This window comes from Nocardiopsis deserti (genome assembly GCF_008638355.1).
Lineage (GTDB): Bacteria > Actinomycetota > Actinomycetes > Streptosporangiales > Streptosporangiaceae > Nocardiopsis > Nocardiopsis alborubida.
In genome coordinates this window covers 16605-40319 of the sequence record NZ_VWVS01000004.1, presented here as the reverse complement: position 1 = coordinate 40319, position 23715 = coordinate 16605, and the positions used below count along the sequence as shown (strand labels likewise).

Here is a 23715-nt window from a genome sequence, read left to right as displayed (position 1 = left end):
GGACTTGACAGAAGGCTTAAAGGCCTATTGGCTAGGCCACTAGCCTTATGGCCCAGATCACAGCCCCAACTGTCCCTCTGATCGGTATGTCATGACCCCTCAGCTTCTCACCATCCTCGTCCTCTTGGCGATGTTCGTCATCGCCACCGTCCTGCCGATCAACATCGGCGCGCTGGCCTTCGTCGCGGCCTTCATGGTCGGACTCCTGGTCCTCGGGATGGACGCCGACGCGGTCCTCGGCGGGTTCCCCGCCGACCTGTTCCTCACCCTGGTGGGCGTCACCTACCTCTTCGCCATCGCGAAGAACAACGGGACGATCGACCTGCTCGTCCGCGGCGCCACCCGCATGGTCGGCGGCCGGGTGGCCGCCATCCCGTGGATCATGTTCGGCATCTCCGCCGTGCTGACGGGTGTGGGCGCGCTCGGCCCGGCGGCCGTGGCGATCGTCGCGCCGATCGCGCTGAGCTTCGCCGCCCGGTACCGGATCAACCCGCTGCTGATGGGCATGATGGTGGTCCACGGCGCCCAGGGCGGCGGGTTCTCCCCGGTCAGCGTCTACGGCGTGACGGTGAACGGGATCGTCGCCGACAGCGGGCTCTCCGTATCCCCCATCACGCTGTTCCTCGGCAGCCTGGTCTTCAACCTGTGCATCGCGTTGATCCTCTTCGTCTCCCTGGGCGGCAACCGGCTCTTCGGCGTGCGCGCGCACGAGGCCGAGGCCGCCACCGAGGCCGCCCGCACCTCCGGCGGGTCGGGAACCGGATCGGTCGCGCTGGCCACGGGCGGCCCCGCCGACGCCTCCGCCGGGAGCGGGGCGGCCGGGAGCGGGACGGGCGCAAGCGGCGAGGCCGCCTTCGAGCGCACGCCGGTCCGGTTCGAGCAGATCGCCACCCTCGTGGGCATCGTCGCGCTGGGCGTCCTGGCCCTGGGCGTGGGCCTCGACGTCGGCTTCGTCGCCCTGACCGTCAGCGTGGCGCTGGCGCTGATCGCGCCGCAGTCGCAGAAGGACGTGCTCTCCCAGATCAGCTGGTCCACGGTCCTGCTGATCACCGGCATGCTCACCTTCGTCGGCATCATGGAGAGCGCGGGGACCATCGAGTACGTCGGCGACGGGGCGGCCAGTCTGGGCGCCCCGCTCCTGGTGGCGCTGCTGCTGTGCTACATCGGCGCCGTCGTCTCGGCCTTCGCCTCCTCGACCGCGATCCTGGGCGCGACCATCCCGCTGGCCATCCCGTTCCTGCTCATGGGCGACATCAGTGCGACCGGAGTGATCGTGGCCCTCGCGATCTCCTCCACCATCGTCGACGTCAGCCCCTTCTCCACCAACGGCGCCCTGGTGCTGGCCAACGCGACCGGGGTGGACCCGGCCCGCTTCTACCGCCAGATGCTCGTCTACAGCGGCATCGTGGTGGTCGTGGGACCACTGGTCGCCTGGGGTGTGCTGGTGGTGCCGGGACTGCTGTGACGGCAGTGCCTTTGGGACGGCAGTGCCTTTGGGACGACAGTGCCTTGCGGGGGACAGTCGGGGCCGCTGGGGGGCGCCCGTGAACCCGCGGGTGTGAGGGGCCCGGCCTTCGGGCCCCTCCGCGCGTACCGACACCCGTTCCCGTCGCCCTGCCCCGGCCCAACAGCCGGGGCAGGGCACTTGGCCGGTTCGAAGGCCTGACCTGTGACCCACTGGGCCAGTTCAGGGAGTGACCGGGGCGTCCCCGTTGACGGCGGAGACCAGCACGAGGTGGTCGCGCATCGCGTCGGCCGCCGCCTTGGGGTCGCCCGAGCGGATGGCCGAGGCGATGCGCTCGTGCCCGTCGAGCGAGGCCCGGGGACGGTCCGGCTGCGACAGCGACTCCAGGCGGGTCTCCCGGATCATCGGGGCGATCTCGTTCATCATCCGCGCCAGCAGGCGCGAGCGCGCGGCGGTGGTGATCGCCGCGTGGAAGCGCTCGTCGCCGGTGACCCCGCGGTCGCCGTTGGCCACCTCCTGGCGCATCAGGTCCAGGGCGGCGTCGATCGCGGCCAGGTCCTCGGGTGTGCGGCGCGCGGCGGCCAGCTCCGTCAGCTTGACCTCCAGCGCCTGCCGGGCCTCGATGATCTCCGCGCGCCGGTTGGCCCGGTCGCGCAGAAGGGCGAGGACCCCCTGCTCGGAGACGGTCTGGCGGATGATCGCGCCGTCCCCGTGCCGCACCTCGATGACCCCCTGCACCTCCAGCGCCACCAGCGCCTGGCTCACCGAGGCCCGGCTCACCTCCAGCGCGACGGCCAGCTCGCGCTCGGGCGGGAGCCGGTCGCCCACGCCCAGACCGGCGTCCCGCATGTGTTCCACGAGGCGCTCCACGAGCTGCTCGTACAGGCGCGGGCGCGCCGGGGGCCGGGGTCGGGGCTTGGTAGGCACGCTCGCTGGCTCCTGATCCTCGGATCTGACTGCGGTGAGGGACTTCCAGGCTAGAGCATCCGGCCGACGGGCTCTCGGGGCCGGCTCGGTGGACGTCTCCGCGGTCGGGTGCGACGGGGACTTCACAAAACGTGTGGTTTCGTGCCACCCTGACGTGAGGCCTAGTGGCCTAGCCACTGAACCATTTGGAGGTTGCTGTGGAGATCCGCGACACCGCCCGGGAGCTTGTGGACCGCACACTCGACGCGGGATCCCACGTCTCCTGGGACGAGGCGCCCCTGGACGTGGACCCCGACCCCGCCTACGCCGACGCGCTCGCCCGGGCGCGGGCCGCCACCGGGTGCGACGAGGCGGTCCTGACGGGGGAGGGGCGGCTGCACGGCCACCGCGTCGCCGTCGTGGTCAGCGAGTTCGGCTTCCTCGCCGGGTCCGTGGGGCTCGCCGCAGCCGGGCGCATCGTCGCCGCCGTCGAACGCGCCACCGCCGAGCGGCTCCCCCTGCTCGCCGCCCCGGCCTCGGGCGGCACCCGCATGCAGGAGGGCACCCCCGCCTTCGTGGCCATGGCGGCGATCACCGCCGCCGTCACCGCGCACAAGGCCGCCGGACTGCCCTACCTCGTCTACCTGCGCCACCCCACCACCGGGGGCGTCCTGGCCTCGTGGGGATCGCTCGGCCACCTCACCGCCGCCGAGCCCGGAGCGCTCGTCGGCTTCCTGGGCCCCCGCGTCTACGAGGCGCTGCACGGCACACCGTTCCCCGAGGGCGTCCAGCGCGCGGAGAACCTCCAGCGGCACGGCCTCGTCGACGCCGTCCTGGCCCCCGATCAGGTCAGGGACGCCGCAGGACTCGCCCTCGACGTCCTGCTCGACCGCCCGGCCGCCGCCACGCCCCCGCCGCCGTTCGCCGAACCCGACTCCCGCACCCCCGTCTGGGACTCGGTGACCCGCTCCCGCCGCAAGGAGCGCCCGGGTGTGCGCGAACTGCTCCGCCACGCGGCCAGCCACGTGGTGCGCCTCCGCGGCAGCGGCGAGGGCGAGGCCTCTCCCGCCCTGGTCACCGCGCTGGCCCGGTTCGGCGGCAGGCCCTGCGTCCTGGTCGGCCAGGACCGCTCCCGCCAGAGCGCCGAACAGCCCATGGGGCCGGACGCGCTGCGCGAGGCCCGCCGGGGCATGCGCCTGGCCGCCGAACTGCGGCTGCCCCTGGTCACCGTCATCGACACCCCCGGCGCCGCGCTCTCCGCGGAGGCCGAGGAGCGGGGGACGGCCGGTCAGATCGCCCGCTGCCTGGCCGAGATGACCTCCCTGGCCGCCCCCACGGTCTCGGTCCTGCTGGGGGAGGGCACCGGCGGAGGCGCGATCGCCCTCCTGCCCGCCGACCGCGTCCTGTGCGCCCAACACGCCTGGCTCGCCCCGCTGCCGCCCGAGGGGGCCAGCGCGATCGTCCACCGCACCCCCGATCGCGCCGGGGAGCTGGCCGAGACCCAGGGCATCGGCTCCGCCGACCTGCGCGCCCGCGGACTCGTGGACCGTGTGGTCCCCGAGCTCGGCGACGCGGCCGACGAGGACGACGCGTTCTGCGCGCGCATGGGCGAGGCGATCGCCCGCGAACTCGCGGCGGTACAGCCGCACGGGGCCGCCGAACCGCCCGCCGGACGCGCCGCGCGCTACCGCCGCCTGTGCGCCGCGGGCTGAGCGCGCACCACCCGGATCACCAACACCAGATCAGTACCAAGCACCAGGAGGTAGGGAACGTGGACCGCTCGCAAGGGCCGCTCAAGGGGATCGTGGTCATCGATCTGTCACGGGCGCTGGCCGGACCGCACGCGGCCATGCTGCTGGGAGACCTCGGCGCGCGGGTGATCAAGGTCGAGCAGCCCGGCAGGGGAGACGAGACGCGCGGGTGGGGCCCGCCGTTCGTCGGACCGGAGGAGGAGCGCATCAGCACCTACTTCCTGTCCTGCAACCGCAACAAGGAGTCCATCGAACTGGACCTGAAGTCCGACGACGGCGTGGAGCAGCTGACCCGGCTCGTGCGCGCCGCCGACGTCCTGGTGGAGAACTTCCGCCCCGGAGTCCTGGACCGGCTCGGGTTCCCCGCCAGCCGCCTGGAGGAGCTCAACCCCCGCCTGGTGGTCTGCTCCATCAGCGGGTTCGGCCACGACGGCCCCGAGGGCGGACGGGCGGGCTACGACCAGATCGCCCAGGGCGAGGCCGGTCTGATGAGCCTGACCGGTCCCTCGCCCAAGGAACCGACCAAGACGGGCGTGGCCATCGGCGACCTGCTGGCGGGGATGAACGGCGCCCAGGGCGTGCTCGCCGCACTCCTGGAGCGGGAGCGCACCGGGCGCGGCCGGGTGGTGCGCACCTCGCTGCTGTCCTCGATCGTGGGCGTGCACGCCTTCCAGGGGACCCGGTGGACGGTCGGGCGCGAGGTGCCCGCCGCCCTGGGCAACCAGCACCCCTCCATCGCCCCCTACGGAGCCTTCGCCTGCATGGACGGCATGCTCCAGGTGGCGGTGGGCGGCGAGGCGCAGTGGGAGCGCTTCGCCGGACTGCTCGGCCTGGACCCCCGCGACCCCAGGTTCGGCGACAACGCCTCCCGGGTGGAGCACCGCGAGGAGCTGATCGCCGAGGTGGAGGCGGTGCTGGGCCAGGGCACGCGCGACGAGTGGCTGCGCCGGATCGGTGAGGTGGGGGTGCCCTGCGGGGCGGTGCGCACCATCGACCAGGTCTACGAGTGGGAGCAGACGCGCTCCCAGGGGCTGCTGCTGGAGGTGGAGCACCCGGTGCTCGGTCCGATCGAGCTGCCGGGGTCCGCGCTGCGCTTCGACCCCGTGGCAGAGGAGGCGCCGCAGCCCCCGGGGGCGGGCCACCTGCCGCCGCCCGCCCTGGGCGAGCACAACGACGCTGTGCGGGCCTGGCTCGACGAGGTCGAGGCGCGACCGGCCGGGTAGCCCGTGCACCGACCACCACGACAGCCATGCGGACGGCCGCGCCGGAGCCCTCGGGCCCCGGCGCGGCCGTCCGGTGTCGTGGCCCCCGTGGTGTTCGCGGCCGGGGCGGAACCGCTGTCGGCGCGTGTCCGTGCCGCTGTCCTTCGCCGACCGCCCGCACACTGTGCCGGGCGTTCCCGCCACGCGGCAGGTTGACCGCCGCATCGTCGACCTTGGCGCCCTGGGCTGCGAGCGGCAGGTGACGTACCAGCCCGCCGGTGCCCCTGGGCCCTACAGTGGGCCGGGACGGGGCTCCGTCCCGGCCCTGCCCTTGCTCTGGCAGGTTCCGCGCTGGTGGATCCGCCCCCTGGCCTGGTCGTGCAGCGACAGCTCCACCGGCTCGGCCATCGACACGGATAGGGAACAGATGGACCAGGACGAACGGCTGCTCCACTCCTCGTCGTTCGGCGCCGCGGCCGCCGCATACGCCGAACACCGCCCGGACTACGCGCACGCCGCGGCGGACTGGGCGCTCGAACCCGCATCCGGGCCGCGCGTACTCGACCTCGGCGCCGGTACCGGCAAGCTGACCGCCACACTGGTCGCGCTGGGGGCCGACGTCATCGCGGTCGAGCCCGACCCGGCCATGCTGGCCGAGCTGCGCCGCTCGCTGCCGGCCGTCCGCGCCCTGTCGGGTAGCGCCGAGGCGATACCGCTGCCGGACGCCTCCGTCGACGCCGTGCTGGCCGGCAACGCCATGCACTGGTTCGACATGGCCGTCGCGGGACCCGAGATCGCCAGGGTCCTCGCACCCGGCGGCGTCCTGGCCGGCCTGTGGAACGTCATGGACGACCACGTCGAGTGGGTGGCCGGGCTCGCACGGATCAGCGGGAGCGCGGCCATCGGCCCGCGTGACACGCCCACCAGCTGGCGCGCGGAAACGGCCGACATGCACCTTCCGGAGACCGGCGGGGCAGCCCGGTTCGGCTCACCGGAGCAGGCCGGGTTCCCGCACGGTCAGCGCCGCACCGCCGACTCCCTGGTCGCGACCCTCGCGACCCTCGCGACGCGCGCGGGGATGCTGGTCATGCCGGAACAGGAACGAGCGGCCACGCTGGACCGTATCCGCGCGTTCCTCGCGAGCCGGCCGGAGACCGCCCACGGCGAGTTCACCCTCCCGCTGCTGACCAGCGTGCTGCGCGTCCGACGACTGTGAATCCCCTCGCCCGCTCGGTGACGGACACTCGTCGCGTCGACCGGCGTCGTGAGCCGATGCGCCTGTAGAGCAGGACCGTGACCAACGCGCCTGGAGGTGGCGGTGTCGTCTCCAGCCTGGCTGTGACGGTGTGAACCACACCGTCACAGCCAGGCCGACCAAGGGCGAGCGGTCGTGATACCTCTACGCCGTGAAGAAATCGGTGAGCGCGCGGCCGATCTGGTCGGGAGCATTCTCCGTGGGGATGTGATCCGCGTTCGGGATGCGGATGAGCGTGGTGCGGGGCATCTCCGAGGCGAACCGTTCGGCGTATTCCACCGTCTCGTGGAGGTCGTCTTCGCCCCAGACCAGCAGTTTGGGCGTCGTGGACCGCTGCAGCGCGGGAACGAGGTCGAGGGTGTAGCGGTTGTCGGCCGCGCCCGCCAGGGCCATCCAGGAGCGGCGCACCCCCTCACCGGTCCACGGGTCCACGTAGTCCGCGATCAACGACTCGGTGGCGGCACCGGCCAACACCCTCGTAACCGCCTGCCGACGGGCGGCGAGCACGCCCTCGCCCGTGTCCCCGTCCCGGAACCGGGCCACGTGGGGCGCGGGCCAGGAGTCGTAAAGCACCGAGTTGACCAAGGCCAGCCGGGACACGTCGAGCCGGTTGTGGGCAAGGATGTGCTGGGCGACGGCGCCGCCGATGTCGTGACCTGCCAGGGCGACGGGGCCGGAGAGGTTCAGCGCGGAGGCGAATCGCGTCACCCAGTCGGCGAGGGCCGGAACCGTGGCCGTTTCCGGGGTGAGTCGGCCCCCCGAGCGCCCCAGGCCGGGGAGGTCGACCGCGAGGGGCCGCAGCCCCGCGTCGGCGAGGTGGTCGAGCACGGGGAGCCAGACACGGCTCCAGTACGTGCCGTGCAGCATCAGCACGGGCGGGGCGTCATGCCGTCCCGCGGTCAAGTAGCTCGCCGGTTCGCCGTCGACCTGGACTGCGGTTCTCAGCACTGTCGTTCTGGTGGTTTCGCTCATGAGCCCATCGTGTCCCGTGCGGGTCGTTCGGCTGAGAGTCCAGAAAGACACCTGAGGGTACAATCCTGCCATGCGTCCTCACCGGGTGGTGGCCCTGCTCCATCCGCCCCAATCGCCCTTCGAACTCTCCTGCGCCACCGAGGTCTTCGGCACTGCCCCGCACGGCGAGCCGCCCCGATACAGCTTCCGGATCTGCGCCGAGCACCCCGGCCCTCTGCAGACCACCGCCGGTTACCCGATGGTCGTCGAGGCCGGCCTTGAGGCCCTGAAGCAGGCGGACACCGTGATCGTCCCCGGCTGGCAGCCTCCCGGCACTCCCACGCCACCAGCCGTCACCGCGGCGTTGCGGGCCGCCCACCGGCGCGGGGCGAGGATCGTCGCCATCTGCACGGGAGCGTTCGTCCTCGCCCAGGCCGGACTGCTCGACGGACGCCGCGCCACCACCCACTGGCGCGACACCGCCCGACTCGCTGCTGCCTTCCCCGAGGTACAGCTAGACCAGGACGTGCTCTTCGTGGACCACGGCGACGTGGCCACGAGCGCCGGAACCGGCGCGGGCATCGACCTGTGCCTGCACTTGGTACGTTCCGACCACGGTGCGGCATACGCCGCGCAGATCGCCAGAAACATGGTCCTGCCGCCGCACCGGGAAGGCAGCCAGCTCCAGTACGCCACACAGTCCGCACGACCCGTACCGCCTAAGTCGGACGAGTCGTTGGCGCCCCTGCTGGAATGGGCCACCTCCCGGCTCGACGCCCGACTGACCCTCGACCGACTCTCCGAACGCGCCGGGCTCTCCAGCCGGACCCTCGCCCGGCGGTTCGCCGACCAACTCGGGACCAGCCCGGGACAGTGGCTGCTCGGCCAACGCATCAACGCGGCACGGGCACTGCTGGAACAGACCGACCTGCCGGTTGAAGCTGTCGCCACCCGCGTCGGACTCACCTCGGCAGTCAACCTGCGCCGCCGCTTCCGGGCACATCTCGGCACCACACCCGGCGCCTACCGGCGCGCCTTTGGCCAAACCTGACGGTCGCGGAGCCCTGGGCTGAGGTCTCCTCGGGCTACCCGACCGACCGGCATCGTGCCGAACGTGCCCGGAGGTAGGGGTGTCGTCTGACCCGGACGGATGCTCAGCAGGGGTAGACAGCCCTGGACGCGCGCCGAGCACGCCTGCTTCTCCTTCCACATCGTCGTGCTCGACCGGGGCCGGGTGGCGGAGCGGGGCGACCACGCCGAACTGCTGGCCGCCGACGGGCTGTACCGGGAGCCGCGGGACCTCCAGGCCAGCGCCTACCGCTTCGCCGAGGAGGGCGAACCGGCGGCCTGGTCTGAGGGAGGGTCGCGTACGGGCCCGGTCCCGGGGCCGCCGTGCCGGTCCAGGGACCGTACGCCCGGGTCGTGGAGGACGCCGAGGGCGTCGGTCGCCGGGCACCAGCGCCGGTAGGGGCAGTCCCGGCAGGCCTCGCCCGGTGTCGGCGGGTGGGAGGCGTCGCCGTACCAGGGTCCGGCGAGTTCGTGCACCACCCGCCTGGCCGCGGTCCGAACCCGTGCCGACCCGGGATCCAGCGACAGTACAGACGCGCCCCGGCGGCTGAGGACCTCCAGTTCCACCGCCGAGTCCGGGCCCGCGGGCAGGGCGCCGCAGGCGAAGAGCCCCACCGCCAGGGCCAGCCGGGGCTCCGCGGCGAGCAGGGCCTCCTCGTCTCCGGAGAGCGCGTCCCTGCCCGGGGCGGGCCAGCCCCCGTCCGGCAAGGGCGCGCCCCGGCCTGAAGCGGGCGCAGCACCCCCGCCCGGATCGGGCGTGCCGTCGCCCCGGGACGGCGGTTCCTCGCCTGGGGAGGGCGGGCCCTCCGCCGGAACGGGCCTGCCCCCTGCCGGGGTCGGCGCGTCGTCGGTCGTGGTGACGGTGCGGTAGACCCAGGACCGGCCCCGGTGGTGGAGCACCTCGGCCCTGGCCAGGACCAGGACGTCGGCCAGCGTGTCGTCGGCGGCCAGTGTGTGGCCCACCCGCACGTGGCTGCCCGAGGCCAGCCCGCGCAGCGGGCAGACCCCGACGTGCGCGGCGATCATGGCGGCTCCCCGACGGGCCTGCCCACCCTCCAGCCGCCGCCCTCCGGCGGACCAGGACGAGCGGTCCCCGGGCAGGTCCCCGGTCGTGCAGGGCCGTCGGGGCAGGCGCCGGTGCAGCCGCTCCAGCCAGGCGCGCACGGCGCGGTCGCGCCGCAGCGGCGCCGGTTCGGCACCGGGATCCGCGGGCAGGCCCAGGGCGTGGAAGTGCGCCCGGGCGGGACAGCTCCGGTGGCGCAGCCCCAGGGAGACCGACCAGGACCGCCGGGGCCGCGGACCGCCGTGCGGGCCGAGCAGCCCCGGCGCGCGCGGCAGCCGACCGCAGCCGCAGCGCCCCGCGCAGGCCAGGCAGTCCCCGCCGGGGGAGCGGGCCCCGCCCACCAGGGCCGAGCGCAGCCCCTCACGGCCCGCCGAGGCGAAGGCCTCCCCGGCCTCGGCGGCCGGACCGTCGTAGAGGACGGCGGTGGAGGAGTCCAGGCAGGAGGCCTCCACCACGCGCACCCGGTCCGGCGGCCGGGCGTCGGCGCCGCCGCGGTGCCCGCGCATCGGATAGGGGGTACCGCTCCGGTACCGTTCGGGACGCGCCGCGCAGGCGTCGCGGTCCACCGGCGTCCCGGTGGCGAGCACGTACGCGGCCACCGCCACCTCCGCCCGGGAGCGGGCCCCCTCCCCGGCCGCGCCCGTGACGGGGATGCGCAGCTCCCGTACCCGGTCCGGTCCCCGCGCGTAGGTGTACCTGCGGCCCCGGGCGCACACCTCGTAGGGGCGGGAGTTCGGGGACCCGGGTACGGGCAGGTACTGGCGGACCCAGAAGTCGAACACCGGCGCTCGGCGGAGGCCGCCGCGTCCGCCGTCCCCGGCCAGGGCCTCCAGGTAGCACCGCGCGGCGTGCCGGACCCAGACCAGCAGCCCCGCGTGCGGCGGCGCGAGCCGCCCGCCGGGGAGGACGCGGCCCGGCCCTCCCAACGCGGGCAGGCGCGCGCAGGCCTCCTCCAGCGCCATGCCCGCGTGCTCGACCAGGTCCAGGACGGCGTCCAGAAGCGCCCCGGGTGTGTCGTGCGACGGCGGATCCGCACCGAGGGACAGGTCGGCGCTGATCCGGCGGTGCGCCGGACATCCTCCCGCGGCCAGCGCCGCGGAGTCGCTGAAGACGCGGACGGTCGGTATCGGAACGGGTTCCCCGGCGGTGTGGTCGGGCATGAGCGCCTCCCCTCACCAGAAGGGTGGCACGATCGCGGCCGCGCCGCCGGAGGGCTGTGGACAACTCCGTCCAGGACGTTCGGCGTGTCCCGGGCGGGGGATAAACCTCCGTAAAGAGTCACTCACGGTGACGTTTTCGACGCTCCGGGTGGTGCGGCGATCAACGGTGGGGAGCCCTCCCATCATGTTGAATGACGTCCATGATCGTGCGTCGAGTACTTCCCGATGAGATGAACGCCGTCAGTGAGCTGCGCGTGACGGCCTACACGGCCGATGGCCTCCTGGATGTGAACCCGGCCTACGTCGAGACGCTCCGGCTCCTGGGGACGGACGGCCGCGGCGAGATCCTGGTCGCCGCCGACGAGGACCGGCTCCTGGGGACGGCCATGTTCGAGCCCTGGTCGCCGGAGAGCGAGGTCGCCCGCAACGCCGACGAGGCCGAGATCCGTGCCTTCGCCGTCGCTCCCGAGGCGCGGGGGCGCGGCGTGGGGCGCGACCTGGTCAACGCGCTCGTCGACCGAGCCCGCGAGGAGGGGGTGTCCCGGCTGCTGTTGTCCACGCTGCCCGAGATGATCGCGGCCCAGTACGTCTACCGCGCCCGCGGTTTCGAGCGGGTGCCCGAGCGCGACTGGGCTCCGGTGCCCGGCGTCGAGATGCTCGCCTACCAACTGGTCGTCAAGGCCTGAGGCCGCGCACGCCCGCTCTCCCGCCCCGGGCAGGGGCGGGGGCGGGGCGGGGAAGACCGCTCAGGGGGTGACCGGGGCGGGGCGCACCCGCCGCGCGGCCTCGGCCAGGGGCGCGCCCAGCGCCCCCTCCGCCAGCAGGTCCAGCACGGTGTCCGAGGCCGGGTGGCCCGTCAGCCACACGGCGCGGACGAACCCCTCCGCGCACCCGGCGTACCTGTCCCGGTCCCGGCGGGGAAGGGGCCCGCCGCCCTCCAGCAGGATCGCGTAGTCGTCCAGCACCGCCCAGACCTCCTGGTGGGACGTGGCCGTCCCGGCGACCCCGCCGCGCAGCCGCCGGGCCCACCCGCCCAGGACGGGGTGGTGCACGTACAGCCCCAGCACCGGACCCAGGTCCTCGTCCAGCCCGGCGAGCACCCGGGCCACCCGCTCCCGCAGGCGCCAGGAACCGGGGGCGTCGCAGGCCTCCAACAGGCCGCACACCGCGCTCTCGGTGCCGCGGGCGGCCACCCACCGCTCCAGCAGGCCCTCGGCGTCCACCGGGCGGCCCCGCTCCACCAGGGCGAGCACCCGCTCGGCGTCCATCCCGGACACGGGCGGGGCCACCGCGACGTCGGCGCCCGACTGGCGCAGCTGGCGCACCATGAAGTGGTCGCCCAGACCGGTGACGCGGAACCGGCCGCCGCCGACCCCGCGGACCGCGCCGAGGCCGTCCAGGGCCTCCAGCACCTGGCGCACGTGTTCCACGGGGTCCTCCCCGCGCAGGGCGATCCCGGGCCCGTACACGGCCACCAGCTGCTCGGGCGTGCGTGAGTCCCCGTGCGCGAACAGATCGGTGAGCAGCAGGAACGCCGTGACCCCGCGCAGGTCGGTCATGGTCAGCAGGGCGTCGGCCCAGGCGTTGGCGGCCGTCCCCGGCACACCGTCCCACCAGTTCCGCGCCGCCCGGCCCGGCAGCACCCGGGTGTAGGTGGTGCGCAGCAGCCCCGCGTCCCTGGCCACGGCGAACAGCGCGGGTATCCTCCCGGGAGCGACCCCCAGGTCGGCGGCCGCCCCGGCGGCGTCGTCCGGGGTGAAGGCGTCGCCTCCCCCGGCGCGCAGGGGCCTGCCCCCGCCCGCCCATGCCGCCAGCCGCGCGGCGTCGGACAGGGGGCGGCACCGGCGCGCCGCCGCGTCCAGGTCGGCCGGTTCCGCCGGGACGACCGTCGGCAGCGCCTCGGGCCCGCCGTCCGCGCCGACGCCGAGCCGGTCCAGGAGCAGCAGGACGGCCCCCTCGGCCCGGTCCTCGGGCGTCGGCGGACCGCCGGGGGCGAGGTCGACCGTGGCGATGGCGGCGCGCAGGCGGCGCGGGCTCTCCGCGGACAGCAGCCGACCCTGGTCGACCAGGAAGTCGCACCAGGTCAGCCAGGTGTCCCTGAGGTTGTCGGGCACCCGGTCCCAGCCCCGGACGGTACGGGCGATGTCGTGGACGTCGGCGGTGGACCAGTCCCCGGGGTCGGGCGCGCCGGCGTCCAGGTGGGCGGTCAGCAGGAAGAGCAGGCTGTCGGTGTCCAGGACGGGACGTGGTTCGACCGTCCCGGCCCAGTCCAGACACGCGCGCACGGCGGAGTAGACGCGCTCAGTCATTGCCACACCACCCAAAGTGCCGCGAGTCGCTGAAACGGCATCAGGCTAGCCGCGGCGTGCGGGCCCGCGAGGGAAAACGCCGAAATCGCTCCCGTCCCAGGAGGAGACCGTCTCCGCGTGCGGAAGCACGGACCCGCGGCCTCTCGGATCCGCGGGGCCCGGCATCCGGCCCGGCGGAGGCGTAGCCGGGCGTTCAGGCGCTGGTCCACCGGACGAGCCGGTGCGCCTCGGTCGGGTCCGGGCACTCCCAGCGCCGCACCAGGCGCTCCACGGCGGCGGCCGGGACCGGCGCCCGCCTGCGGTCCAGGCGGTCCCGCAGCACCCGGGGCGGGGCCTCGACGGAGACGATCTCCACGCGCGCCCGGTAGGCGGCCGCCAGATCCACGCACTGGTCGCGCAGCGACCGCGAGACGTTGGTGGCGTTCCACACGAACGACCGCCCCGCGCGCAGGTGCTCGCGTGCGCGCGCGTACGCGGCCGCCGCCACCGGGCGCTGGTCGGCGGTCGGGCGCACGCCCAGCTCGGCGCGCAGCGCGTCCAGGCTCACCACCGGCACGCCCGGCCGCTCACGCGCGATCCAGGTGTCCTTGCCCGCACCCGGCAGCCCCGACATGACGGTCACCGTCATCCGGGTGTCGTCGTGGGCGGCGTAGTCCGGGTCGCGGTCGGGTTTGCGGAAGAACCAGAACCGGGCGTGGTCGGAGGGGAACTTCCTCGGCCGGTCCAGGCACCGCTGCTCCTGGCAGTACTCGCCGTACAGCCCGACGTTCTCCAGGACCTCCGCGGTGTCGCCGCAGCGGCGGCCCAGGATGTCGGCGGTGGCCAGGAGCACCAGGTCGTCGTTGCGCGCCACCAGGCTCACCCGGAACGCGATGCGGCGCAGATCCGGGCGCTCCAGCGCCCAGAACGGCACCTGGTGGTGGCGCACCAGGGCCGCCACGTGCTCGCGCCACCGCACCGCCTCCAGCGGCGAGGCGGCGGCCCCGGGCGCGGCCGCGGCCTCCCACAGCAGCCGCCGCGCCAGGAGGTCCCCGCGCCGCGAGTGGCCGTGCGCGGTGACCCGGCCGTCCTCCTCACGGCGGGTGCACAGCGGTTTGGCGACGTCGTGCAGCAGTACGGCGGCGAACAGTCGCTCCCGCTCCGCGGCGGGGCGGGACCGCCACGCGGGCAACCCGGCCAGTGCCTCGCACGCCATCCGGGTGTGCGTCTCCACGTCCCCCTCGGCGTGGTGCACCGGGTCCTGCTCCACCCCGGCCAGGTCGCGCACCCACGGGAGGGCCTCCCGCACCCGCGCCCAGTCCAGCTCCCAGCGCGGCGGCGCCGGGCACAGTTCAGCGAACACCCGCATAGAGCACCTCCGGATCGGCCAGCCCGTTCGCGATCAGCGGCCGGTCCAGCCAGTGCGTGCCCGAGTCCAGGACGGCGGAGGCGAACCCCGGGCGCACCCACTTGTACCGGTCCACCGTGCGGTCGTCCTCCTCGACCTTGACGTAGAGCCCCTCCATGAGGTCGGAGCCGTCGCTCTCGGCCAGGGCGCGGCCGGGGTCGGCTCCCGCCGCCACCGCCGCCTCGGTCAGGGCCCCGCGCCAGCCGGGGGTACGGCAGGTGGAGGAGCCCACCAGGCGGGTCAGGTCCGCCAACCGCTCCAGAGGGCCGGTGTGGAGCACGGGCACCGACACCACAGGGGCGCCCTCCAGCAGTTCCCGGCGGCGCGGCGTGGACAGGAACGCGTCCTCGCGGGTGTCCAGGACGTCGAACTCGCAGAACAGGTGCGGCAGCGCGTCGTAGAACACGGTGTGCTTGGCGTACAGCCACTCCCCGTACAGCACGTACCGCGCGCCCAGGCGCGGCCGCAGCAGCGGCGCCACGGTCGCCGCCCAGGCCTTGAACGGGGCGAAGTGCCGCTCGCGGGGCCCGCCGGTGAGGTAGTGGCCCCGGCTCTGGAGGCGCAGCTCACCGCCGGGGCCGAAGCTGATCCCGGCGTTGGCGCCGTCCAGCTTCTCCTCCACCACCAGGTGCCGCCCGGCCAGCGCGGAGAAGGGCACGGCCGCCAGGTCGTGGTCGCCCGTCTGGAGGCGGGAGCCCTGGATGTGCCGCGTCCGCGGGTACTTGCGCATGGCCACGGTTGTACCGGTTCGTCCGGTCGCGCGGCCACTGGTTTTCGCCGTCTCAGGCGTCGGTCCGCACCATGCGCCCTGCCGCGCTGACCGCCCGGTCGCGTCAGCCCTCCGACCGCGTCGGCCGCCCCTACCCGCCGCCCCGCCCTACCCGCCGCTCCGCCGCATCGGCTGCTCCACCGAGGCCGCCCCGAGGGGAGAGCGGTCTTCCGGCGGTGTCCCGGTGGGCTCAGCATCCCGGCGGGCCCAGTATCCCGGTGGGGCTCAGTATCCCGGTGGGGCTCAGCGGTCCGCGACGCGGCGGTGCGCGCCCAGCGACGCGGCGTCGGCCGCCGCCAGTCCCTCGTGCCAGCCGTCCTCGCTGGCGGGTCCGCGCACCCGCGAGTAGGTCAGCTCGCCGAAGGCCTCGGCCACGGCCGCCTCCACCTCGCGCTCGCGCGCGGCGAACACCGGAACCAGGTCCGTCCCCGTCTCGGCCACGGCGGCCTCCTCGGCGGCGCGCGCCGACTCCACCAGCCGCTCACCCACCCGCACCGCGAACGCGGACATGAACGAGGCGCGGAAGGCCTTGTCCGCCGCCCTGCCGGACCGGTCGCGCACCGAACCGCTGGCCCGCATCGCCGTCTCGGCCTGCACCAGCAGCGACGTGAACATCAGGTCCACCGCCTCCACGTCCCCGGGGAAGCCCATCACCGTGCACAGCCCCAGCTCCCGGTCCCACACGGCCCGGCAGTGGTTGGCCTCGGCGACCTCGTGCAGCAGCACCGCCTTGTGCTCGTCGTAGGGGGCGTCCACCGGCAGCCGCCGTCCCGAGGCCGCCTCCGACGCCTGCCCGGGCTCCTCGGCCAGCAGGGCGCGGTCGATGCTGTGCCGGGCCATCAGCTCCTGCGCGCGGGCGCTCAGCGCCTCCGCCTCACTGGGGAACTCCGTGGACTCGGCCTTGGCCAGCAGCGCGCGCACGCGGGCGAGCTTGCCCTGGTCCACCGCCTCCGCGGTCCGTGCGGCCCCCTCCGGCCGCGGACGGAACGTCCCCGGCGGCGGGCACAGCCGGTGCACCGGCGGCAGCACGCGCAGCGCGGCCAGCAGCCGCAGCGCCGTCTCCACCGCCTCGAAGCGCAGCAGTCCGTGCTCGGCGCCCACGTGCGCCAGGTAGGCCCCGGTGCCGCCCCAGGACGGGGAGGCCCCCAGTTCGCGCACCTGCGCGGTCCAGCGCGGATCCACCTCGGCGGGGGAGTGGCGGTCCAGGTCGGCCGCCACCGCGTCGGCGCACACCGCGGCCGCCACCGGGTCCAGCGCGCGTCCCGCCTGGCGGACCGTCTCGGCGGGCTGCCACCCGCGCGCCCACGCCGAGGCCACCCCCGCCAGCAGGGCGTCGCGGACGGCGCGGTCCGCCGCCCCGGCCCACGCCGGGTCCTCGGAGTCGGCCAGCCGCGCGGCGGCCAGGTCGACGCCGCCGCCCTCCCGGCCGAGCACCAGCGCGTCGACCGCCTCCGAGACCACCCGTTCGGGGGAGTCCCCGGGCGCGGGACCGGCCCAGGACTCGGCGCCCCGCCCGGCCGCCTGGCGACCGCCGCCGCGCTGTCGGCCGCGACCCTTCTTCCCCACGTGGTCCTCCGTTCGGTGGTGGTGCGAGACCAGCAGGCCATCCTACCGACCGGCGGATCCGCGGCGGGCGGGCGTGAGTCCCGGAAGGGCGGTGGCGGGGGACACCCCCGGCCGGAGGGAGGAAGGCGCACGAACGTCACCGGTGCGGCGACACCGGCTCCTCTGGGCGCCGTGACGGGTAATCCCGTCTTGGCCCTCCGTGGCACCGGGTGCCCCGTCCGGAAAGGCGGAGCTTTCCTGTCCGAAGCACGGCGGAAACACGGGACGCGTACCGTCGCCTCGCATCCGCAGCCACTGAGGAGTCTCCATGCGCCAGGGAACCGGGGCCGACGGCCGCGAGGACCCCCCGTCAGCCGGGGCGGACGGTGCCCGCTGCCCGGTCACCCTCCCCCTGCACGGCAGCACCGGCGCCGACACGCCCTGGGACGCGCTGCGCGACCGCCACGGCGGCCTGGTCCCGGTCGAGGTGGGCCCGGGTGTGCCCGGGTGGCTCCTGCTCGGCTACCGGGAGAACCTCCAGGCGCTGCGCGACCAGACCCTCTTCTCCGCCGACCCGCGCCCGTGGGGCGCCGAGGGCGCCGCGCCCGCCCGCAGCGCCGCCCTGGCCCGCGACGGCGAGGAGCACCGGCGGCTGCGCGCGGCCGTCGTCGACACCCTGGCCAGGGTGGACACGCCCCGGCTGGTCCCCGTCGTCGAACGCGCCGCCGTGCACCTGCTCGGCCGGGTCGCGGCCGACGGCGCCGCCGACCTCATCGGCGGGTTCGCCGCCCCGCTGCCCGCCCTGGTCCTCAACGAGCTCTTCGGCCTGCCCGACGCCTACGGCCGCCTGCTGGCCGACCTGGCCCCGCGGCTGTGGAGCGGCGAACCCGGCCGGGCCGGTCCCGCCGCCACCGCGGTCCGCTCCTACTTCGCGGGCCTGGTCGCGCGCAAGCGTGCCGCCCCGGGGCAGGACATGGCCAGCTGGCTGCTCGCCCACCCCTCCGGGCTCACCGACGACGAGGCGGTCGGGGCGCTCACGCTGTTGTGGGAGTCCGGGCACGAGCCCACCACCCACCTCGTCGGCAACGCCCTGCTCCGGCTGCTGGAGGACCCGGGCGTGTGGACCGCCTACCTGGGCGGCACCCTCACCCCCGAGGACTTCGTCGACTACGTGATGTGGACCGACTCTCCGATCCGGATGCTCTCCGGGCGTTACCCGGTCGCCGACCTGCGCTTCTCCGGGGTCCGTGTCCGCAGGGGCGAGCCGCTGCTGCTGGGGTTCGCCTCCGCGCACACCGACCCTTCGGTGTCCCGCGGCGACGACGCGATGGCCCTGGCGGGCGACCGCTCCCACCTGGCGTGGGGCGCGGGCGCCCACCGCTGTCCCGCCACCGGCCTCACCCGCGAGCTGGCGCGCACCGCCATCGACACCGCCGTGGACCGGTTGCGCGGCATGGTCCTGGCCGTGGAGCCCGAGGCCCTGCGCTGGCGCGCGTCCCTGGCCGTGCACGGCCTGGAGGAGCTGCCGGTGTGGTTCACCGCCACCGGGGAGCGGGTCGGGCCCGAAGAGCCGGTGCGCGAGCGCGCCCCGGTCCCGGTGCTCCGGCGTCTGCGCAGGAAACGGGGTCCCGCCCCGCGCGGGGCGCGCTACCAGGCGCCCCTGTCGGGGGAGGACGGCGAACGGGCACGGGAGGAGCGGTCCGTGACCGCTCCCGCCCCGCGGCCCCGCCGGGTTCCGCGCGGCGCCGGGGCCCGCTACCAGGCGCCGTTCGCGCGCGAGCGCGCCGAGCCCGAGCCCGACGCCCTGGAGCGGCTGCTCGCCGCTTGGCAGCAGTGGGACTGACGGCGGGCCCGCGGTCAGCGGGCGTCCCACTCGCGCGGGGGAGTCTCGACGCGCGCCCACGCGTGCAGGCCGTCGAGGAAGACCCGGCAGCGGTAGACCGTCTCGGCCACCGCGCGGCTGCCCTCCCCGGGCCCCGGGTCGGGTTCGGTACCGGATCCGTGGCCGTGGAGGCGGGCCCGCAGGAGGCGCTCGACCGTGTGCACGGCCTGCCGGTCGTGCTCGTTCGGCCGGGGATCCTCCAGCCGCCGGGTGAGGTCGTCGTCCAGGTAGGTGGCGGCGATCGTCTGCTGGAGGCGGGTCAGCGCCAGGCGCAGTGTCTCGGCCGACGCCCGGAGCGAGGGTTCGCGCCCGCTCGCCACGAGGGCCGCCACCGTCGCCTCGGCGACGTGGTGCAGAGCGGGTTCGGGATCGTACTCGTCGTGGCGCGACCGGTAGGTGAACGCCACCAGCGGGTACCGGTGCACCGTCTCGGCGACCTCGCGCAGGCTCTCCGTCCAGCTCCGGCAGCGCGTACGGGCCTCGTCGACGCCCTCCTGGGCCAGGGACTCGGCAAACATGGTGACGCCGCCCCGGCCGCGTGCCTCGTCGTGGATCGACAACGTGAACTGGTTGCGCTTGGACACACCGCTGGTGACCTGGATGGCGTAGGTGGCCATGCCCGTGAACAGGGCGAAGCCGACCGCCGCGCCGAACAGCGAGACCAGCTTGGCCCCGGTCGACAGCGGAGTGATGTCTCCGTAACCCAGGACCGGGACGGTACCGCCCGCGAAGTACAGCGCGTCGAGGAAGCCGAGGGGGGCCAGGCCGGGCTGGGCGCTGAACCCCTCCTCCAGCATCGGCCACACGGCCAGCGCCAGGCCGAGGGTGAGCAGCGCGACCCAGGCGGCGAAGGTCGCCAGCAGGATCAGCGGTCCGGCCAGGCTGACCAGCCATCCCCTGGTGCGCGGCAGACGCGTGCTCGCCAGCACCGTCGAACGCCACACCGCCTTGCGGATCCACCCGGCCAGCAACCCCTCCGAGTCAGGGTGCAGGACGGTGACGGCGGCGTCGCAGACGATCAGTACGGCGAGCAGTAGACCGAGAACCGACACGAGAACCATGGGAGGCGACTACCCCGGCCCTTGGGACCGACACCCGGCGTCCCCCCTCGCCCCAGGGGACGCGGCGGCCGACCTGGGGTGTCGCGTCCTCCGGCACGCCGGTTTCCAGCGCGCCGGAGGACGCGACGCGCCGACTCCCGGCCGGGCGGACCCGGGCGGGAGTCGGCGGCTACCCCTCGTCAGGGTCGACCACGACCAGCTCGGGATGGAAGGCCTCGGGGTCCTCCAGCAGGGGCTGCTCCCCGCCGCGCAGGTGGTGGTCGAAGAACGCCAGGCCGTAGGTGCGCACCAGCTCCAGGCCGTGCCCGACCCCGATGTCGCCGTACAGGTTCCGCCACTGCTCGGGCGTGAAGAGCCCGGACAGACCGAGCTGCTCCACCAGCACGCCCCGGTCGATGCCGTTGGAGTGCCCCGAACCCTCCATGCGGATCCACTGCCGCCACCCCTCCAGGCGCGGCCACATCTGCTCGACGCCGTCCCAGGAGTTGCCCTGGCCGTTCTCGATCAGCGCCAGCGGCTTGTCCAGCCCCTCCTCCACCACGGGCGGGTAGTAGGGGCCGTCCAGGTTGATCCCGGCGTCCACCCGCTCCTCCGAGCGCAGCGTCTCGGCGGTGGCCGTGCCGCCCCAGGAGTGCCCCGCCATCCCGACCCGGGACGCGTCGATCACCCGTGACCACCGCCACGCGGGATCGGGGCCGGTGAGCCGGTCCAGGAGGAAGGAGACGTCCTCGGCCCGGTTGACCGACCCCAGGGCCCACTCGCCGCTCTGGCACCCGGTGCACTCGGTGATCAGCCCGTCGGGGAACTCCACGGGCGCGGCCTCGTGGGCGTGGTCCACCCCGGCCACCACGAAGCCGTGGCTGGCCAGCTCCTCGGCCAGCGAGGACAGCTCGATCCGGTTGTGCCCCGCACCGGGGGACAGCACCACCAGCGGGAACCCGTCGCGGGTGCGCGCGGGCGGCACGTCCAGGCGGGAGGAGGTGCGCACCCCGCTGTGCATGAGGTCGGCGGGCAGGTCCAGTCCCAGCCCCGCGATCATGGCCGCGGACTCGGCCTCGGTCATGTACGGCGCGGGTCGGCCCGCGTCCGCCCGCGCCGGGTACCACAGGGTGACCATCAGCTGGCGGGGCCCGCCCACCCACACGTCCTCGCGCTCCCCGTCCACCAGGTGCAGGGTCGTCCGGCCCACCGGGTGGTCCCCGGTGGGCTCGGGCAGGGCGGCCCGGGGGGCGTCGGCGGGCGCGGTGCCGGAGGGTCCGGTGTCGGCCGCGGCCGTTCCGGCGGCGGCCAGGGAGACCGGCAGCGCCAGCGCGGCGGCCGCGGCGAGGGCGGTACCGGCCCGGAGGGCGCGGACGGAGGTGGCGGGTGATGGGTCTGGTGTGGGGGGCATGGTGTCCCGTCGTTCGGTGCCGTCGTGGTCACCGCCCACGCTAGGAAGGGCTGCCCGCGCGGCGCCATCGGGGCGGCCACCCCCCTTCCCCGGGGATGCCCCGGAGGAGGGGGGTGGGGACAGCCCTACCCCGAAGGCCTCCACCAGCGGGTTCGGGGCGCCAGTCCCGCCGGGCGACGGACCCGCCCGTTGTCCGCCCTCGCCCGTTGCCCGGCCGCGGCCCACCGGGCTCGGGGCCCGCTTCCGCCGGACCGCGCCTCCGCCCACGGGGCGGCCACCGTCAACGGGTTCAAACCGCCGGTTCCACCAGCAGCACCTCCAGGGTGCGCGGGCCGTGCACCCCCTCCACCCGGTTCAGCTCGATGTCGCTGGTCGCCGAAGGACCGCTGATCCAGGTGAGCGGGCGCGACGGGTCCAGGAGCCGGACCGCCTGCGGCACCCCGTCCACCACCTGGTCGGCGCGCACCACGCACAGGTGGTAGTCCGGCACCAGGGTGACGGCCCGGCGCCCCTGGCCCGGCCCGCCGTCCAGGACGATCGTGCCGGTCTCGGCGACGGCCACCGAGCATCCGGTGACCACGCCGTCCACACCGGTGAGGTCGGCGACCGCCAGCGGTTCCTCACGGGAGTCGGGCAGCCGCTCGGCGGAGGCGTGCGCGAACCACTCCGGCGGGGCGTCCGCCGGGACGACCACCCGCCGCGCCCCGCGGCGCTCCAGTGCGGCGGCCACCTCGGCGGCCACGCGGTCGGCGCCGATCCGGCGCACCAGCGCGCGGTAGTCCAGCAGCCGGTCCTCCAGCACCTCCAGCGCGGGTCCCACGCCGTGGCTGTCGGCGTAGCCGCGCCCGGCCTCCCGCACCGGCGACTCGTCGGCGGGCACGTCGGCCAGTGCCCTCCTGACCCTGGCCAGGATCCGCTCGCGGCTGCTCATCGGCCCTCCCCTCCGCGCCTGTCCCACCACTGGCGGAAGGACTCGGCCGGGACGTCGGGCACGTCCCGGGTGTCGGTCCAGGCCCCCGCCAGGCCCGGCAGGTGGCGCGGGACCGCGCGGCGCCCCAGCCCCGCCGCGCGCTGGACCGCGCCCAGCGTCCGCGGGGAGGACAGCACCGCCTCGGCGCCCGCCATGAGGGCCCTCTCGCCCGCGTGCCCGGAGCGCTCCGCGACCTCCTCGCGCAGGTGCACCAGCACCTCGGGGATGTCGATGGCCACCGGGCACACCTCGTAGCAGGCCCCGCACAGCGACGACGCGTAGGGCAGCGCCTCGTCCACCGGCGAGGACATCCCGCGCAGCTGCGGGGTGAGGATCGCGCCGATCGGGCCCGGGTAGACCGAACCGTAGGAGTGCCCGCCGGTGCGCTCGTAGACCGGGCAGGTGTTCAGGCACGCCGAGCAGCGGATGCAGCGCAGCGCCTGGCGGCCCACGGTGTCGGCCAGCACGTCGGTGCGGCCGTTGTCCAGCAGCACCAGGTGGAACTCCTGGGGGCCGTCGCCCGGCGTCACCCCGGTCCAGGTGGAGGTGTAGGGGTTCATCCGCTCGCCGGTGGAGGAGCGCGGCAGCAGTTGGAGGAACACCTCCAGGTCCGACCAGGTCGGCACGATCTTCTCGATGCCGACCACGGAGATCAGCGTCTGGGGCAGGGTCAGGCACATGCGCCCGTTGCCCTCCGACTCCAGCACCACGAGCGTGCCGCTGTCGGCCACCGCGAAGTTGGCCCCCGAGATGGCCGTGCGGGTGCGCAGGAAGCGTTCGCGCAGGTGCACGCGGGCCGCCTCGGCCAGCGCCCGGGGGTCGTCGGTCAGGCCCCGGGGCGCGGGCACGCCCCACTCGGCCATCTGCTCCAGGAAGATCTCGCGGATCTGGGCGCGGCCCAGGTGGATGGCGGGCACCAGGATGTGCGAGGGCAGGTCCTCGCCCAGCTGCACGATCAGTTCGGCCAGGTCGGTCTCGTAGGCGGTGATCCCGGCGGCGGCGAGGGCTTCGTTGAGCTCGATCTCCTGGGTGGCCATCGACTTGACCTTGACCACGTCGGTCTCGCCGGTGTCCCGGACCAGCCGGGTGACGATCTCGTTGGCCTCGGCGGCGTCGGAGGCCCAGTGCACCCGTCCGCCCGCCCGTTGGACGGACTCCTCCAGCTGTTCCAGGTAGCGGTCCAGGTGGCGCAGGGTGTGCTCCTTGACCGCGGCGCCCTCCGCGCGCAGGCGCTGCCAGTCCTCGTGCAGTTCGTCGACGACGGCGGCGCGCTTGTCGCGGATGGTGTGGGTGGCCCTGCGCAGGTTGTGCCGCAGCCGGGCGTCGTTGACCGCGCCCGCGGCGGCCTCGGGAAAGGGCGGGATGCCCAGGAACGTCGCGCTCATCGGGATGCGCCCTCCTTGTCTCTTTGGGCCTCCGCTTCGCTTCGGCCCGTGTTCGGGCGCCCGGAGTACGGGAACCTTCGGTGTCTACGGCGGGTTCGCTCGTTCCTCACGAGCCCGCCTCCGACCCCTCCAGAACCCCGTGGGCGCCCTCCTTGTCTCTTTGGGCCTCCGCTTCGCTTCGGCCCTCCCGTCGCCC

Annotated in this window: 18 protein-coding genes; 7 read left to right on the top strand and 11 right to left on the bottom strand. The window is 75.0% G+C overall.

What is annotated here, in order from left to right; genetic code table 11:
- Nucleotides 1–91 precede the first annotated feature (91 nt).
- A complete protein-coding gene (locus FYW99_RS13035; protein ID WP_150252312.1) occupies nucleotides 92–1465 on the top strand; it encodes an SLC13 family permease in 1374 nt (457 codons plus the stop codon).
- A gap of 222 nt (nucleotides 1466–1687) precedes the next feature.
- Here the strand turns inward: FYW99_RS13035 and FYW99_RS13030 are convergent, their stop codons facing one another.
- Nucleotides 1688–2392 carry a FadR/GntR family transcriptional regulator gene (locus tag FYW99_RS13030; protein WP_061081638.1) on the bottom strand — a complete coding sequence of 235 codons (705 nt, stop codon included), beginning with the start codon at nucleotides 2390–2392 and terminating at the stop codon, nucleotides 1688–1690.
- A 197-nt stretch (nucleotides 2393–2589) separates the two neighbouring features.
- Here FYW99_RS13030 and FYW99_RS13025 point away from each other — a divergent pair, with 197 nt between their 5' ends.
- The 3 genes from FYW99_RS13025 (at nucleotide 2590) to FYW99_RS13015 (ending at nucleotide 6540) form a co-directional block, all read left to right on the top strand.
- Nucleotides 2590–4083 (top strand): carboxyl transferase domain-containing protein, encoded by a 1494-nt coding sequence (locus FYW99_RS13025; RefSeq protein ID WP_150252311.1) that lies wholly within the window; start codon nucleotides 2590–2592, stop codon nucleotides 4081–4083.
- 59 nt (nucleotides 4084–4142) lie between these two features.
- A complete protein-coding gene (locus FYW99_RS13020) occupies nucleotides 4143–5345 on the top strand; it encodes a CaiB/BaiF CoA transferase family protein (protein WP_150252310.1) in 1203 nt (400 codons plus the stop codon).
- A 124-nt stretch (nucleotides 5346–5469) separates the two neighbouring features.
- The gene (locus FYW99_RS13015; protein ID WP_223838972.1) at nucleotides 5470–6540 is read left to right on the top strand and encodes a class I SAM-dependent methyltransferase; all 1071 of its coding nucleotides are present in this window, start codon (nucleotides 5470–5472) and stop codon (nucleotides 6538–6540) included.
- A 183-nt stretch (nucleotides 6541–6723) separates the two neighbouring features.
- Here the strand turns inward: FYW99_RS13015 and FYW99_RS13010 are convergent, their stop codons facing one another.
- On the bottom strand, nucleotides 6724–7551 hold the full coding sequence (locus FYW99_RS13010; RefSeq protein ID WP_150252309.1) for an alpha/beta fold hydrolase: 828 nt from the start codon (nucleotides 7549–7551) through the stop codon (nucleotides 6724–6726).
- Between the two features lie 70 nt (nucleotides 7552–7621).
- On the opposite strand from FYW99_RS13010, the gene FYW99_RS13005 reads away from it, so the two are divergent.
- On the top strand, nucleotides 7622–8581 hold the full coding sequence (locus tag FYW99_RS13005) for a GlxA family transcriptional regulator (RefSeq protein ID WP_150252308.1): 960 nt from the start codon (nucleotides 7622–7624) through the stop codon (nucleotides 8579–8581).
- 263 nt (nucleotides 8582–8844) lie between these two features.
- Here FYW99_RS13005 and FYW99_RS13000 read toward each other — a convergent pair whose 3' ends face one another.
- Complete coding sequence (locus tag FYW99_RS13000) at nucleotides 8845–10821, bottom strand: hypothetical protein (protein WP_150252307.1); 1977 nt, start codon at nucleotides 10819–10821, stop codon at nucleotides 8845–8847.
- A gap of 200 nt (nucleotides 10822–11021) precedes the next feature.
- Here FYW99_RS13000 and FYW99_RS12995 point away from each other — a divergent pair, with 200 nt between their 5' ends.
- Entirely contained in the window at nucleotides 11022–11507 is a 486-nt protein-coding gene (locus FYW99_RS12995; RefSeq protein ID WP_150252306.1) for a GNAT family N-acetyltransferase, read from the top strand.
- Between the two features lie 60 nt (nucleotides 11508–11567).
- Here FYW99_RS12995 and FYW99_RS12990 read toward each other — a convergent pair whose 3' ends face one another.
- The 4 genes from FYW99_RS12990 to FYW99_RS12975 form a co-directional block, all read right to left on the bottom strand.
- Complete coding sequence (locus FYW99_RS12990) at nucleotides 11568–13130, bottom strand: hypothetical protein (protein ID WP_150252305.1); 1563 nt, start codon at nucleotides 13128–13130, stop codon at nucleotides 11568–11570.
- Between the two features lie 193 nt (nucleotides 13131–13323).
- Nucleotides 13324–14478: an AAA family ATPase gene (locus FYW99_RS12985; RefSeq protein WP_150252304.1), complete on the bottom strand. Its 1155-nt coding sequence runs from the start codon at nucleotides 14476–14478 to the stop codon at nucleotides 13324–13326.
- Nucleotides 14462–15247 carry an RNA ligase family protein gene (locus tag FYW99_RS12980; RefSeq protein ID WP_150252303.1) on the bottom strand — a complete coding sequence of 262 codons (786 nt, stop codon included), beginning with the start codon at nucleotides 15245–15247 and terminating at the stop codon, nucleotides 14462–14464. The genes FYW99_RS12985 and FYW99_RS12980 overlap by 17 nt, the downstream gene beginning before the upstream one ends.
- A gap of 282 nt (nucleotides 15248–15529) precedes the next feature.
- Nucleotides 15530–16852 (bottom strand): DUF2786 domain-containing protein, encoded by a 1323-nt coding sequence (locus tag FYW99_RS12975; RefSeq protein WP_150252302.1) that lies wholly within the window; start codon nucleotides 16850–16852, stop codon nucleotides 15530–15532.
- Nucleotides 16853–17159: 307 nt separating this feature from the next.
- On the opposite strand from FYW99_RS12975, the gene FYW99_RS12970 reads away from it, so the two are divergent.
- Nucleotides 17160–18674: a cytochrome P450 family protein gene (locus FYW99_RS12970; protein WP_150252301.1), complete on the top strand. Its 1515-nt coding sequence runs from the start codon at nucleotides 17160–17162 to the stop codon at nucleotides 18672–18674.
- Between the two features lie 14 nt (nucleotides 18675–18688).
- Here the strand turns inward: FYW99_RS12970 and FYW99_RS12965 are convergent, their stop codons facing one another.
- The 4 genes from FYW99_RS12965 to FYW99_RS12950 all read right to left on the bottom strand — a co-directional run bounded on the left by FYW99_RS12965 (nucleotide 18689) and on the right by FYW99_RS12950 (nucleotide 23519).
- Entirely contained in the window at nucleotides 18689–19774 is a 1086-nt protein-coding gene (locus FYW99_RS12965) for a potassium channel family protein (RefSeq protein ID WP_150252300.1), read from the bottom strand.
- A 169-nt stretch (nucleotides 19775–19943) separates the two neighbouring features.
- Nucleotides 19944–21164 (bottom strand): alpha/beta hydrolase family protein, encoded by a 1221-nt coding sequence (locus FYW99_RS12960; RefSeq protein WP_223838970.1) that lies wholly within the window; start codon nucleotides 21162–21164, stop codon nucleotides 19944–19946.
- A gap of 289 nt (nucleotides 21165–21453) precedes the next feature.
- Complete coding sequence (locus FYW99_RS12955) at nucleotides 21454–22095, bottom strand: LutC/YkgG family protein (RefSeq protein WP_150252298.1); 642 nt, start codon at nucleotides 22093–22095, stop codon at nucleotides 21454–21456.
- Entirely contained in the window at nucleotides 22092–23519 is a 1428-nt protein-coding gene (locus FYW99_RS12950; protein ID WP_150252297.1) for a lactate utilization protein B, read from the bottom strand. The genes FYW99_RS12955 and FYW99_RS12950 overlap by 4 nt, the downstream gene beginning before the upstream one ends.
- Nucleotides 23520–23715 lie beyond the last annotated feature (196 nt).

Bases quoted from the DNA above. Each gene is read 5' to 3' on its own strand.
- FYW99_RS12965 (WP_150252300.1), bottom strand. From the start codon at position 19,774: ATGGTTCTCGTGTCGGTTCTCGGTCTACTGCTCGCCGTACTGATCGTC.
- FYW99_RS13010 (WP_150252309.1), bottom strand. From the start codon at position 7,551: ATGAGCGAAACCACCAGAACGACAGTGCTGAGAACCGCAGTCCAGGTC.
- FYW99_RS12980 (WP_150252303.1), bottom strand. From the start codon at position 15,247: ATGCGCAAGTACCCGCGGACGCGGCACATCCAGGGCTCCCGCCTCCAG.
- FYW99_RS12990 (WP_150252305.1), bottom strand. From the start codon at position 13,130: ATGACTGAGCGCGTCTACTCCGCCGTGCGCGCGTGTCTGGACTGGGCC.
- FYW99_RS12955 (WP_150252298.1), bottom strand. From the start codon at position 22,095: ATGAGCAGCCGCGAGCGGATCCTGGCCAGGGTCAGGAGGGCACTGGCC.
- FYW99_RS12960 (WP_223838970.1), bottom strand. From the start codon at position 21,164: ATGCCCCCCACACCAGACCCATCACCCGCCACCTCCGTCCGCGCCCTC.
- FYW99_RS13005 (WP_150252308.1), top strand. From the start codon at position 7,622: ATGCGTCCTCACCGGGTGGTGGCCCTGCTCCATCCGCCCCAATCGCCC.
- FYW99_RS12970 (WP_150252301.1), top strand. From the start codon at position 17,160: ATGCGCCAGGGAACCGGGGCCGACGGCCGCGAGGACCCCCCGTCAGCC.
- FYW99_RS12950 (WP_150252297.1), bottom strand. From the start codon at position 23,519: ATGAGCGCGACGTTCCTGGGCATCCCGCCCTTTCCCGAGGCCGCCGCG.
- FYW99_RS13035 (WP_150252312.1), top strand. From the start codon at position 92: ATGACCCCTCAGCTTCTCACCATCCTCGTCCTCTTGGCGATGTTCGTC.
- FYW99_RS12985 (WP_150252304.1), bottom strand. From the start codon at position 14,478: ATGCGGGTGTTCGCTGAACTGTGCCCGGCGCCGCCGCGCTGGGAGCTG.
- FYW99_RS12995 (WP_150252306.1), top strand. From the start codon at position 11,022: ATGATCGTGCGTCGAGTACTTCCCGATGAGATGAACGCCGTCAGTGAG.
- FYW99_RS13000 (WP_150252307.1), bottom strand. From the start codon at position 10,821: ATGCCCGACCACACCGCCGGGGAACCCGTTCCGATACCGACCGTCCGC.